At 54.4% G+C, this 13,752-nt stretch carries 10 protein-coding genes; 4 read left to right on the forward strand and 6 right to left on the reverse strand.

All coding sequences use genetic code 11. The features are described 5' to 3' along the window. Positions 1-12: 12 nt before the first annotated feature. A complete protein-coding gene (locus GA0071314_RS08915; RefSeq protein ID WP_074396307.1) occupies positions 13-1,848 on the forward strand; it encodes a protein kinase domain-containing protein in 1,836 nt (611 codons plus the stop codon). A 28-nt stretch (positions 1,849-1,876) separates the two neighbouring features. On the opposite strand, the gene GA0071314_RS08920 is transcribed toward GA0071314_RS08915, so the two are convergent. Then, the gene (locus GA0071314_RS08920) at positions 1,877-3,583 is read right to left on the reverse strand and encodes a SulP family inorganic anion transporter (protein WP_074396308.1); all 1,707 of its coding nucleotides are present in this window, start codon (positions 3,581-3,583) and stop codon (positions 1,877-1,879) included. A 246-nt stretch (positions 3,584-3,829) separates the two neighbouring features. Here GA0071314_RS08920 and GA0071314_RS08925 point away from each other — a divergent pair, with 246 nt between their 5' ends. Then, positions 3,830-5,479, forward strand: coding sequence for a methyl-accepting chemotaxis protein (locus GA0071314_RS08925; RefSeq protein ID WP_074396309.1), 1,650 nt, complete (start codon positions 3,830-3,832; stop codon positions 5,477-5,479). Here GA0071314_RS08925 and rarD read toward each other — a convergent pair. Next, complete coding sequence (rarD, locus tag GA0071314_RS08930) at positions 5,465-6,358, reverse strand: EamA family transporter RarD (RefSeq protein ID WP_074396310.1); 894 nt, start codon at positions 6,356-6,358, stop codon at positions 5,465-5,467. The two genes, GA0071314_RS08925 and rarD, sit on opposite strands and share 15 nt — an antisense overlap. A 72-nt stretch (positions 6,359-6,430) precedes the next feature. Here rarD and GA0071314_RS08935 point away from each other — a divergent pair, with 72 nt between their 5' ends. After that, complete coding sequence (locus GA0071314_RS08935; protein WP_074396311.1) at positions 6,431-7,246, forward strand: amidohydrolase; 816 nt, start codon at positions 6,431-6,433, stop codon at positions 7,244-7,246. Next, on the forward strand, positions 7,246-7,950 hold the full coding sequence (locus GA0071314_RS08940) for a pseudouridine synthase (RefSeq protein ID WP_074396312.1): 705 nt from the start codon (positions 7,246-7,248) through the stop codon (positions 7,948-7,950). The genes GA0071314_RS08935 and GA0071314_RS08940 overlap by 1 nt, the downstream gene beginning before the upstream one ends. 130 nt (positions 7,951-8,080) lie before the next feature. Here GA0071314_RS08940 and GA0071314_RS08945 read toward each other — a convergent pair whose 3' ends face one another. Genes GA0071314_RS08945 through GA0071314_RS08960 form a run of 4 tightly spaced genes read right to left on the reverse strand, consistent with a single transcriptional unit; the run spans position 8,081 to position 13,734 of the window. Next, on the reverse strand, positions 8,081-9,673 hold the full coding sequence (locus GA0071314_RS08945) for an ABC transporter ATP-binding protein (protein ID WP_074396313.1): 1,593 nt from the start codon (positions 9,671-9,673) through the stop codon (positions 8,081-8,083). Then, a complete protein-coding gene (locus GA0071314_RS08950; RefSeq protein WP_074396314.1) occupies positions 9,666-10,739 on the reverse strand; it encodes an ABC transporter permease in 1,074 nt (357 codons plus the stop codon). The genes GA0071314_RS08945 and GA0071314_RS08950 overlap by 8 nt, the downstream gene beginning before the upstream one ends. Before the next feature lie 2 nt (positions 10,740-10,741). Continuing rightward, positions 10,742-11,815, reverse strand: a complete 1,074-nt coding sequence (locus tag GA0071314_RS08955) for a microcin C ABC transporter permease YejB (RefSeq protein ID WP_074396315.1) — start codon at positions 11,813-11,815, stop codon at positions 10,742-10,744. Between the two features lie 20 nt (positions 11,816-11,835). Then, positions 11,836-13,734, reverse strand: coding sequence for an extracellular solute-binding protein (locus tag GA0071314_RS08960; RefSeq protein WP_074396316.1), 1,899 nt, complete (start codon positions 13,732-13,734; stop codon positions 11,836-11,838). Between the last annotated feature and the right edge of the window lie 18 nt (positions 13,735-13,752).

The raw sequence follows: 13,752 nt of genomic DNA on the forward strand, positions 1-13,752 counted from the left end.
CGCAGGCGAACTATGGCCCAGGCACCGCTTCAGCAGTTCTACATACCCGAAGAACAATCGGTCTATCTGCTGAGTCATCACGATGCCCGAAAGCTCAAGGACTGGGTGGCGCTGTGCCAGGCACAGCTTGCCCAGTTGGGGTATCAAGACATTGAGCTGATTGGCAAAGGTGCCTATGGGTTTGTGTTCGCCGGTAGCGCGTCCAGCCTAGGCGCGACCGACCATTATGTATTTAAATTTTCACGTATTACGCTACCCACTCACCTGCAAGAACGCCTGGAAGAAGAGGCTTTCATGCTGGAGCAGGTCTCGCACCCACGCATTCCCAGGCTGATCACCTATCAACGGTCACGAGGTCAATCCATTCTGGTGATGGAACGTGCGCCGGGCTGGAATCTGGAGCAGATATCCCTCAAAGAGGGGCGATTATCGCCCCGTTTGATCATGCGCATTGCGGCCCAGTTGGCGGATATTCTCGCCGCTCTGCGCTGTGAGGCAGGGCCCCAGGCTCGGCCCGTCGTACACGGCGATATCAAACCCTCCAACTTGGTCTTTGACCCTGCTGAGGAGTCCATTGCATTGATTGACTGGGGCTCGTCGGTATTTGCCCAGCTCGATGCCCAGTTGCAGTTCGTCGGCGCTAACGTGATGGAACTGATGTCGGACAACCTGCAACAAACCAATGCTCGGCTGGGCGACGTTTACTTTATCGGCGAAGATCAATTAAACGGCGCGCTTTCTTCACCGCGCTTTGACGAGCAGGGCGTGGCTGGCACTCTTTATGCGTTGGCGTCGGCGCAATCGTGCCGTTTTGGACACCGCGCCATTCCTGCAAACTCCTTGGGCTTGCCCATGGAGTTTGCCCGCACACTCGACGGTATGCTGGATCCTGACCCCCACATTCGCCGCCAGGCCGGCGACTACTTCCTGCAGGCGATGCCTCGCATGGCCAGGGTGGTAATGATTGATCTGCCCGGCCGGGCACAATCACCGCTGGTGCCGGTGTGGGGGCGCCCCGCTGAATATGAAATCGATACCGTCGTGTACAGTTCGCGCAAGGCCTTTCTGCGTGAAGCCAATGCGCCGGAAACCCTTAACGACGTCAACGATGTACAGCTGGACCGCTATTACAAACAGTTCATGCAAGGCATGGGCGAAACAGAAAAAGCTTTTTTGGCCTCGGTCAGTCGCCTTGGTAAATATCCCGTGGTGGGTGGCTTGGCGGTGCGCTGGGAGCGGGAAGGGGTGTATATCGATTCGTCATTAAACCTGCACAACCCTGAGCTTAAGCCCGCGTTTATCGAAGCGGTTAACAATATGGTCCACTTGGCGCGGGCGATTCACCGTCAAGGGGTATTCAAAAGTTGCTTATTTAATGCCCGCCAAACGTTGCACCTGGAAAGGGAAGCAGCCACAGAGCCTTTTTATTGCGAACCGGGTATGGCGATCAGCTATGAAATGAGCGCCGTCCCCGAGCTAGAAGACCAAACGCGGCAGCATAGCTATTTCGAGGATGGCCCTGATCCCGAGGAGCTATTAGTGCTTCCAGCGTCGATTATGCGGGTATTACAGCAACTTAATGAGATACACCACACCGGCATGATCATTTTTGAAGCACTCCCCAGGCACCTCAAAATTCATAGCTACTACCGTCTTCTCGATCCCGTCAGGGAAAATGAGTTTCGTAAGTTACTGGCGCGAATGCTTGCATCGGTAAGCCAAATTGAAGGGTTGGGAGTTTCAGGTTTTATGAAAATGCCCTACAAAGACACCCGCTACTTTACCCATCTGGAAAGCCAGCCCGAACGCTATTATCCGCGTAATCCGCGGGAATATATTAGCAATTGATGTCAGCAATGGCTGCCGGTTGTGAAATCTATGGCTGATAAAACTCCCGCCATGCAGCGTAGGTGCTGAGAAAGACGCGACCGGTGAGGGCGTCGAGAAAGTCACTTTTCTTAAGTTGGTCCATTACAGGGCCTTTTACCTCAGAAAGGTGCAGTTTCACATTTGAATCTTTTAAGCGGGCATTGATGGCGTCAAGGCTCTCGAGGGCCGATGCATCGATCAGGTTAACCGCGGAGCAGATCAACACGACGTGCTCGAGTTCGGGACGACTAGCCACCAAGTTATAGAGGGTATCTTCCAGGTATCGGGCGTTGGCGAAGTAAAGGCTTTCATCAATACGCAGCAGCGCTACACGGCTGACGGTTTCGACATCGTGGCGTTCGACGTTGCGAAAATGCTCTGTATCAGGCACTCGCCCGACCAATGCACTGTGCGGGCGACTGGTGCGGTATAGGTAGAGTGCGATGGACAGGGTAACGCCTCCCAGGATGCCCGCCTCAATACCCTCAACAAGTGTAAGGGTGATGGTTAACGCCATGGCGGAAAAATCGCTGCGCGAATAGCGCCACGTCTGGCGCAGCATGGGAATATCCACGAGGGTTAAAATAGATACGGTAATCGTCGCCGCCAGAGTGGCAATCGGCAGGTAGTAAAGCCAACCGGTAAACGCCATCGTCACCAATGCAATGCCTAGGGCGGCAAAAGCGCCAGCGGCTGGCGTTTGGGCGCCCGCATCGAAATTAATCACCGTGCGTGAAAGGCCCCCGGTGACTGGCATACCGTTGTTGATGGCAGCGGCTATGTTAGTAGCACCGAGCCCGATCAATTCCTGATTAGGGGAAATACGCTGGCGCCGTTTAGCAGCCAACATTTGCCCCATCGAAACCGACTCGACGAAGCCGACCAGGCTGATTAACAAAGCCGGTATGAAAAGCGCTCGCCACAGTGAGGTGTCGGCCCAAGGTAGGCTGAAAGCGGGGAGGCCAGCGGGTACATCACCCACGACGCTGACCCCCTGGTTCGAGAGTCCCCAATACCAAGTAGCCAGCGTGGTGGCAACAACGGCGATAACGGGCCCTGCCTTGGCCACCAGATCAGCCACGCTGTCACGCAGTCCCAGTCGCCGAAGCGTCGATTTTCCATGTCGTCGAAGCCAGACTAAAAACACCAGTGTGCTAACGCCCAAGGCACACGTAGGCACATTGATGGCATTAAGGTGAGGGGTGAGCGTTATCAAGCGTTCGACCAGGGTAAACCCGCTGCTTTCAATGCCTAACAGGCTGCCGAGCTGGCTGACCGCAATCAAAATGCCAGAGGCTGTTAAAAAACCCGAAATCACAGGGTGGCTCAAGAAATTGCTGAAAAAGCCCATTTTGAGTAGCCCCATGGCTACCAGCATGACGCCCGAAAGCAACGACAGTACCAGCGCAGCCTGAAGATAGGCATCGCTACCAGGCGTGGCGACAGCCGAAAGGGCGGCCCCGGTCATCAGCGCAATGATGGCCACCGGGCCAATGGCCAGGGTGCGGCTGGTGCCAAATAGGGTGTATACCAGTTGTGGCAGGATACTGGCGTACAAACCCACTACCGCAGGCAGACCTGCGAGTAGCGCATAAGCGAGCGATTGCGGTATCACCATGACGGTAACAATCAAGCCGGCGAGTAAATCCGCCCCTAGTAACCGTTTATGGTAGTAAGGCAGCCACGAAAGGATGGGCAAGTAGCGCTTTAGCATGAGCTCCAAGGGCGATTCGCCGTCAAATTATCTAAACAATAAGCTACGTCATAGCCTAACGCGAACGTAGCGCTTTATATTAACGCGTTATAAGCCAATTTACGGTACTCGCCGATAAATTCATGCCCTGGACAGGTTCTTCCCCCAAAGTGTTACTTATTTAATCCTGATTAGTGGGTAAGCTTAACGCTAAGCCCATTCAAGGGTTTGGGACCTCATTTCACGTTAATAACAAGAGTACTGACTATGCGTGTCATTCGATGGATGGTTCCCATAGTGCTATTGGCACTTGCCGGCTGGCTGGTGTCTTACGGTACCGTCGGGGGATATATTGCGGTTGGTTTGTCGGCACTTGCCGGTGCACTGAGCGTTTGGATCGCATGGTGGGGACTCTATCAAGCCGATCAGCAGCAGTTAGAAGGCAAGCGCACTGGCAATCGCCTCATGGCGGATTACGCGTCGCTTCGGGCGATGGCGTTTCGACTTATGCGTCGCGCCAGCAGCACCGCTATTGCTTCAGCTGAAGTGTCGCACTATGCCGATTTGATGGACCAGCGTCTCAGTAAGCAAGAAAAAATGGCGCGTGAGTCATCAGCTAGTATGGGCGCGATCAACACAGCCATTATGCAAGTCAGCGCCAGCGCCTCCCAGGTGGCGGCGCTGGCAGAAAGCGCGCGTGAGTCCAGTCACCATAATCAAGAAGCCTTGACTGATATTATCAATGAGATGAGCGAGGTCTCTGAGCAATCCCAGCAAGCACTGGAAATGTTGACGTCGCTCAATGATAAAATTGAGCGCGTTCGCAACGTTACGTCAATGATTGAAGACATTGCCGAACAAACGCATCTATTGTCGCTCAATGCGTCCATTGAAGCCGCACGGGCGGGCGAGCACGGACGCGGGTTTGCGGTAGTGGCCGGAGAGGTTCGTAATCTGGCGCACAAAACGTCAACGGCCACCCAAAGCGTCGATGAACTCGTTAAGGATATGCATCAAAGCGGTCAGAATGTCGTTTCATCAATGGGCAGTTTGATGAGCCGCATTAGCCATCGCTCGGCTGATATGCAGCACGTTGGCACCAGTTTGGGCACTATTACCCAAGAATTTGATCAGGTGCAACGCGAAATCAGCAGTGTAGCGCAAGCCATTGATAATACGCGCGAGCATAGCCAAACCGTCGCGGATACCCTGCATCAGCTAGAGGCGGATGTTGATGAAGGCAACCGCAATATGCACGACCTGGCAAACCAGGCACGTGCTTTGATGGAGGCGGCTGAAGGCGTCGATGGAGAGCTGGCGCAACAGCGTCTTAACGGCCGTCATCAGCAAGTTTTCCATGCGGCGCGTAAAACAGCAGATCGTTTGGGCAAGTTATTTGAAAGTGCTCTTAAACGAGGAGAATTAAGCGAGTCGGCACTTTTTCAGCCTGAATATCAGCAGATCCCCGATACTCAGCCACCGCTTTATCGCACGTCTTTTGATTCTTTCACCGATAAACATCTCCCCGATATTCAAGAACCGTTGCTCAGCCAGCTTGAGCTGAGCTATGCCATTACCTGCGATCGGCAAGGCTATGTGCCAACCCATAATCAGGCGGTGAGCCGTAAACCCACCGGTGACTATGATCACGATTTGAAATTTTGTCGCAGCAAACGTATTTTCGATGATCCTACTGGGCGTCGGTGCGGTGCCCACGAGAAACCATTGCTACTACAAACCTATAAACGTGATACCGGTGAAATTATGCACGATCTATCAGTGCCTATTTATATCAATGGTCGGCACTGGGGAGGGTTTCGCATCGGCTATCAGCCAGAGCGTGAACCAACGCCTCAACTAACAGTTGATGATCAAGAGGCGCTGGCATTACCTAGTCGCCAGTTAGCGAGTGCGTGATTGCCATGCTGACCACGAATAGAGGGCCAGTCCTGTCCAAATCATGACGAACGTCACTAACTGGATAAGACTCAGGGGTTCGTTGAAAATCGTCAGCGCAATAAAAAACTGAATGCTGGGGTTGATGTACATTAGAAACCCCAGCGTGGCGAGACGTAAACGCCGCGCTGCACCCGCGAAAGCCATGAGAGGGAGGGCCGTCATAATGCCACTAGCAACGAGCAGGGCGGTGGTTGGTGTATCGCTTAAAAAATGGGAAACCCCTTGCCAACTCAGCCCTGCCAACGCAAGCAGTGCAATAGGAAACAGCAGTAACGTTTCCACAAAAAGTCCTGATAGACCATCAAGCGGCACTTGTTTGCGAAATAGTCCGTAACTTCCAAAGCTCAATGCCAGTAGCAGACTAATCCACGGCAACTCACCGAGCATGACAAACTGGATGGCGATGGCAAGGCTAGCCAAGCCCAAGGCAACCAGCTGCAGTCGCGCCATTACTTCACGTAGCACCAGTATACCTAGCGCCACGTTCACCAGTGGCGACAAAAAATAGCCTAAACTTGCCTGTAATACTTGATGGGTTTCCACCGAGTAAATGTAAATTCCCCAATTGAATGCGATCAGCAAAGCGCAGGCGAGGACACGCCAGAGTCGCCTGGGTTCCACCAGAGCGGCAACAACGGGAGGCCAGCGACGCAAGAGGCTGATAAGACCCACCAAAAACAGACACGACCACAGAATGCGGTGAATCAGCACCTCGACAGCCGGCACGCCATCAAACAGTGCAAAAAAAAGCGGGAAACAACCCCACATGATATAGGCCGTCAGGGCAAAGGTAACGCCTTTGACTGCTTCAGGATCGCGTGATGGAGTAGGAAGCATAGCAGCCTCATTATTTAAAAATGCTAATCTAACACACCCGTGACAACGTGAGCGGCGTAAAGGAGTGATTCGATGAGCCAACTTAGAACTAGCCTGGTGCAATGCGATTTGCGCTGGGAAAACCCCCACGCCAACCATACCCATCTTGAAACACTGCTTGGCGATCTTGATGGCCGGGATACCGACCTGATTGTGCTTCCCGAAATGTTTGCCACTGGGTTTACGATGAACTCCCGTGAGATGGCGCAGCCCATGGAAGACAGCCAAAGCGTAGCGTGGCTATTGGATCAGGCGCGGTCGCGTAACTGTGTGATGACCGGTAGCGTTGCTATCCAGCAGGGCGGAGAATTCTATAACCGTTTAATCTGGGCGACCCCTCAAGGTGCTCTGACCTACTACGATAAGCGACACCTGTTTCGCATGGCTGGCGAGCATGAACGTTACGACATGGGGGAGCGGCGCAAAATTGTCGAGCTGAACGGTTTTAAAATACTACTGACGGTGTGCTATGACTTAAGATTTCCGGTTTGGCTGCGCCAGCAGCCTACACAAGGCGAGCATTTCGAGTATGATGCGCTGCTGTGCGTTGCCAACTGGCCTGCACCTCGCCGTCAACCCTGGCGTACGCTGTTGCAAGCTCGTGCTATTGAAAACCTGACTTACGTGATTGGCGTTAATCGCGTAGGCGAAGATGCCAAAGGAATGGCTTATAGCGGCGATTCCATGCTGGTGGATTTTAAAGGTGAACCACTTATCGATCATTCAGCGCATACGCCGTTTCTTGAAACGGGATGCCTCAATAAAACGGATTTAGATGCTTTTCGAGAAAAATTTCCTGCCTGGCAAGATGCCGACCGCTTTTCGCTACTGTCAGGAGTCGGCCACTAATGCGTCTTGACCGCTTTTTAAGTGAAACGACCCCGTTAACGCGAAGCTTAGCAAAGCGAGCGCTAAAAAATGGTGAGGTCACCTTGAACGGTGAGCCGATCAAGCAAGCAGCGACACACATTGATACGGAAAACGATGTGGTGGTACATAACGGTGTGACGTTGGCGCTGGTAGGGCTACGTTATATCATGCTGCACAAGCCTGCTGATGTAGAGTGTACTGCTAGGCGAGGGCTCTACCCGCGAGTGATTGACTTGATCGACCTGCCCAAAGCGGAACGCTTGCAGCCCGTCGGTCGTCTTGATGTGGATACCACGGGTTTATTGCTGCTTACCGATGATGGTCAATGGTCGCACCGTGTGACGTCTCCACGTCACCGTTGTGCCAAGGTATATATTGCTGAGCTTGCCGAGCCCATGGAAGGCGCTACCGCTGATTGGGCTATACACCAAGTATCAGAAGGGATCATGCTTGACGGTGAAGAAACGCCGACTCAGCCAGCGACACTGCGTTTTTTGTCGCCGCAACAAGCTGAGCTGACTATCACGGAAGGCCGCTACCATCAGGTTAAACGCATGTTTGTGGCGTTAGGCAACCATGTTGAGGCGCTGCATCGACGTTCCATCGGGGAGCTTGTGTTGACGGACGACTTGGCACCCGGCGAATGGCGCGAACTAACCCCTGACGAAATAGCCAGCTTCTAACTCTTTTATGGCTAACGTTCTGAGTTACTTGAATCGCTGAATAGTAACCTCTTTATTTAGTTTTATACCGTTATCTTTGTTTCTAAAGCTAACACGCAAAAGACTGAGAGAACCTGGGTGGCGCAGAATATTAGCCAACAAAGTCTTTTAGGTAAGCAGCCTCTATAAGTGCCTTGGTATACGGATGTTGAGGAGAGGCAAGCAGCTCCAGGCAAGGGCCTTGCTCGACCACTTCGCCTTCTTTAAGCACCATAACTCGGTGCGCCATGGCGCGGACCACTGCTAGATCATGGCTGATAAACAGATAACTAAGCTGGCGCCGTGCCTGAAGTTCACGCAACAGCGTCACCAGCTGTTTTTGAACGGTGCGATCCAACGCAGAGGTTGGTTCGTCCAATACCAACAGCTCAGGCTCGAGGATAATTGCCCGGGCGACAGCGATGCGCTGGCGCTGACCACCGGAAAATTCATGTGGGTAGCGCGCCGTACAGCTTTCCGGCAGCCCAACCTCGCTCAACGTTTGATGGACACGCTGAGTAACTTCCGTATCGGATAAATCAGGAGAGTGGAAGCGCAATCCTTCACTGACGATATCAAATACCGGCATGCGCGGTGATAATGCGCCATAAGGATCTTGGAATACCATCTGCAATCGATGGCGCTGGCGGCGCAAATCGTTACCGCTCAGTTGGCTCAAGGGCGCCTCACCAAGGGTAATATCCCCCTGGCTAGCGACTAGGCGCATGATCGCGGAGGCGAGGGTGGTTTTCCCCGAGCCCGATTCGCCCACGATGCCCAACGTTTCACCCGGGGCGACCGTTAAATCGGTGGCTTTTACCGCTTCAAATGCGGGCGGCTGGCGCTTGAATAAACCGGTTTTGGGCCGTTTAAAGCTGACGCTTAGCTGACGTACAGTCAGTAACGGTGGGCTCTCAGTAACCGGTGATGGTCGTCCTTCCGGCTCAGCGGCCAGAAGACGCTGGGTGTATTCGCTCTGTGGCTGCTCAAAAACGCGCTCGACAGGCCCCGATTCTTGAATTTTCCCCTGATACATGACGCATACGCGGTCTGCGTGACGGCGTACCAGATTAAGATCGTGACTAATCAGCAACAACCCCATGCCATGCTGGTCGCGTAGCTCTTTAAGCAATCTCAGAATGTCTTGCTGGACAGTGACGTCAAGCGCTGTGGTGGGCTCATCGGCGATCAGCAACGATGGATTATTGGCAATGGCCATGGCAATCATTACCCGCTGACGTTGACCACCTGATAGCTGATGAGGCCAAACATCAAGCAGTTCTTCAGATCGGGGTAGTTTAACCTGTTCGAGTAATGTTTTAGCCTTTGCTCGCGCAGCCTTTCCAGTGAGCCCTTGATGCAAACGAAGGGACTCGCCAATTTGCTTACCAATGCGATGGAGTGGGTTAAGCGATGTCATAGGCTCTTGGAAGACAACGCCCACTTTATTACCGCGCAAGTCGTTCCACTCGGCGTTGCTAAGCAAATCTAAGCGCGCGCCATTTAACCGTCGTTCACCGCTTACCTGAGCATTGGCAGGCAATAAGTTCATTAGCCCAAGGGCGGATACCGACTTACCCGAGCCGGACTCGCCGACAATCGCCAGTGTTTCACCTGCATGAAGTTCCAGGGAAAGTGAGTCGACAACACTAGTACCGTTAAAGGCAACGCTTAGGTTATCGACGCAAAGTAGGGGCTCAGGCATGATGCGCTTCCTTAGCGGGCGACGGGCTTAGTTGAACGTGGCGAGGATCAAAGGCATCACGCAAGCCTTCGCCAATAAATACCAGTAACGACAGCATGGTGGCTAAGGTTATAAAGGCGGTAATGCCCAGCCATGGGGCATGCAGGTTGTTTTTCCCCTGTGCGGCAAGTTCGCCCAGTGAAGGAGAACCAGGCGGCAGTCCAAACCCTAGAAAATCCAGTGCGGTTAAGGTACCGATCGCACCGGTAAATAGGAAAGGAATAAACGTCAGGGTAGCCACCATGGCATTGGGGAGTACATGCCGCCACATGATCAAGCGAGAGGGCAGCCCCATGGCCTTTGCCGCGCGAACATACTCAAGGTTCCGCGCGCGTAAAAACTCGGCCCGGACAATATCCACCAGCCCAAGCCAAGAAAACAGCAGCATAATACCCAGTAGCCACCAAAAACCAGGTTGCACAAAACTAGCCAGAATAATCAGCAGAAATAGCACAGGAAGGCCTGACCATATTTCGGTGATGCGCTGGCCCACCAAATCAACCTTGCCGCCAAAGTAGCCTTGCACACCACCCACGATAACTCCTATTACCAGAGAACCGGCGGTTAATACCAGAGCAAAAGCAACCGAGAGGCGAAAGCCATAGATTACCCGGGCGAGTACATCACGGCCTTGATCATCGGTGCCGAGCCAATGGCGTTCGTCGGGTGGCGCAGGCGAAGGCTGGGTCATCTGCATGTCGAGCGTTTGGTAGGAAAACGGGATCAGCGGCCATAGCGCCCAGCCATTTTCCGCTATCTGCTGCTGGACAAAGGGGTCCAGGTAGTCGGTACGTGTGGGCAAAAAACCGTCAAACTCGGTTTCCGGGTAGTCGACCAGCAGCGGCACATACCACTCGCCGTCATACTGCATGACGATTGGCTTGTCGTTGGCAATCAGCTCAGCAAACAGGCTAAGCACAAATACAACGCTAAACACCCATAGCGATACCCAGGCCCGTCGGTTCGATCTGAATGCCGCCAGACGACGCTTGGTGATAGGTGAAAATCGAGACGAAAAGGCAGCCATGATCACGATTCCCGTGTTGCAAAGTCGATGCGCGGGTCCACCCACACATATGTCAGGTCCGACACCAGCTTGAGCAGCAAGCCAATCAACGTATAGAGAAACAGGGTGCCAAAAATGACCGGATAGTCGCGCTGCATGACCGCTTCAAACCCCAGCAGGCCGAGGCCGTCGAGGGAGAAAATCACCTCGATCAGCAGCGAGCCGGTGAAGAAAATGCCGATCAGGGCTGAGGGCAGGCCGGCGATAATGATCAGCATGGCATTGCGAAACACATGACCGTAGAGAATACGTCGCTCATCGGCGCCTTTGGCGCGGGCGGTGAGCACGTATTGCTTATGGATTTCATCCAGGAAGCTGTTTTTGGTCAGCATGGTGAGCGTGGCAAAACTGCCGATCGCGGCGGCAATCACGGGGAGGGTGATATGCCAGAAATAGTCCTTGATTTTGCCCCAGATGGAGAGCTGGTCGAAATCCGGTGATGTCAGCCCCCTGAGCGGAAACCAGTCCAGGTAGGTGCCGCCGGCAAACACCACAATCAGCAAAATGGCGAATAAAAACCCGGGAATGGCATAGCCGACGATCACCAGGCCAGAGGTCCAGACGTCAAAGCGCGAGCCGTGACGTAGCGCTTTACGAACGCCGAGCGGAATCGAGATCAGGTAGACCAGCAGCGTCGTCCAGAGCCCCAGTGAGATCGACACCGGCAGGCGCTCGATCATCAGTTCCGTGACGGGGCGGTCACGGAAGAAACTGGTGCCAAAGTCGAACGTCAGATAGTCGCCCATCATGCCCAGAAAACGCTCATGGGCGGGCTTGTCAAAGCCGAACTGCTGTTCGAGCTGCTCGATGAAGCGCGGGTCAATCCCGCGAGCTCCGCGTGACTCGTCGTTCACCTGGACATCCGCGCCGCCCATGTCCAAGCGTGTGCTGGCCATGGCATCGGCGCCTTCGAAGCGTGCCAGCATCTGATCGATCGGGCCGCCGGGCGCAGCCTGCACGATAATGAAATTGAGCAGCATGATGCCTATCAGAGTAGGTATCATCAGCAGCAGTCGACGTAGCGTGTAGCGTGCCACAGCGTTCTCCTCACACCGGCTCAGCGTCGGGATTGACGCTGTAAAGCGGCTTCACGTTCGGGGTCTACCCACCACGCGTCTAGATCCATGGCATATTCAGGGAAAGGATCGGGATAACCGAATTTATCCCAAATGGCGATCCGCGTCTCGCCTGAATGGTAATGAGGAATAACATAAAATCCCCAGCGCAACACCCGATCCAACGTCCGGGTAATGGTATTCAGTTCTTCGCGGTCGTCAGCGCGGATAAGCTGCTCGACCAGGTCATCGACCGCCGGATGCGCAAGGCCCATGCGGTTGCGACTCTGGGGTGAATCGGCCGCTTGGCTGGTCCAGAAGTCACGCTGCTCATTCCCCGGATTATTGGACTGCGGAAAATGGCTGACCACCATGTCAAAGTCGAAATTGCGCTGACGGTTGTGATACTGGTTGATATCGACAATACGTAACGACGTCTGCACGCCCAGGCGGGCCATGTTACGCAGCGTAGGCTGAACCACGCGCTCCATGCCTGAATCGTAGAGCAGGACTTCCAGACTCAACGGCTCTCCGGTGTCCTGGTGGACGAGAACGCCGTCCTCCACTCGGTATCCCGCCTCACGGAGCAGGTCCAGGGCAAGCCGCAGGCGTTCACGAAGGTCCTCGGGGTGGTCGATCGGCAGGGCCTCGGTGAACAGTCGGTCGGATTGATGGGAGTCCAGCAACGCTTCACGGTGTGGCTCCAGCAGTTCGAGGGCAGCGTCGCTGGGCGGCCCTTCGGCTTCCATCTCGGAGTTCTGGAAGAAGCTCTCGGTACGTTGATAGGTATCGTAGAAAATATTGGTATTCAGCCAGGAGAAATCAAACGCCAGACTGAGCGCTTCGCGAACCCGCGGGTCCTGGAATTTTTCCTTGCGCAGATTGAACACGAACCCCTGCATCATGGACGGATTCGCGTCGGGTACCGTGATGCGCTTGACCAGTCCCTCTTCATAGGCAGGAAAGTCATAGCCAATGGCCCAGGTGGCGGCACGGGCATCGGTGCGAAAATCTGTCAGTCCGGCCTTGAAAGCTTCCCAGGCAATCTCCCGGTCTCGGTAGTAATCGTAGATCACCCGGTCGATATTGTTGCGGCCCACGTTCACCGGCAGGTCTTTTGCCCAATAGTCTTCGTCGCGCTCGTAGACGATCTGCCGTCCCGGGTCCACTTCACTGATCTTGTAGGGGCCTGAGCCGGGGTGAATGGCCAGGGAGGGCGCGCTAAAATCATGCTGCTCCCAGTAGTGGCGCGGCAGAATGGGCAATTGGGCCACGATGAGCGGCAACTCCCGGGATTCGGTGTCGGTCAGGGTGAAGCGTACCTGGTGCTCATTGAGCGCGACGGCCTGCTCGACGCCTGCATAGTAGCTGCTGTAGAACGGATTGCCTTCCTCACGCAACAGGTTCAGCGAAAATACCACGTCGTAGGCGGTGACCGGCTCACCGTCATGAAAGCGCGCCTCTGGGCGAATATCAAACTCGATCCATTCGCGATCGGGGTCTAGGCGCACGCCTTCGGCGAGTAGGCCGTAAAGGCTGAAGGGCTCGTTGGGGTTGCTCGCCATCAAGGTGTCATAAATCCGCGATACGCCGGTTGCCGGGGTGCCGCGAGTAATGAATGGGTTTGTCGAGTCGAAACTGCCGCCCACGGCCGTGTGCGTGATACTGCCGCCTTTAGGGGCGTCTGGGTTGACGTGAGAAAAGTGTTCGAAATCCTCATCCAGCGCCGGTGAGCCGTAAAGCGAAAGCGCGTGGCGCGTTTCGATAGGCGCGGTGCCGTCCGTGGCCGTGGGGGCAATATCCGTGTCGCTATAGGCGAAAGAGCTTGCCAGTGAGCAGAGCACAAGCAAGGCGTTCCGGGCAATGCATAAAGCGGGACGCACAATAACGCCACAGTGCATGGGGCAGTTTCCCTATTA

It is taken from the genome of Halomonas sp. HL-93 (assembly GCF_900086985.1).
Taxonomy (GTDB): domain Bacteria; phylum Pseudomonadota; class Gammaproteobacteria; order Pseudomonadales; family Halomonadaceae; genus Vreelandella.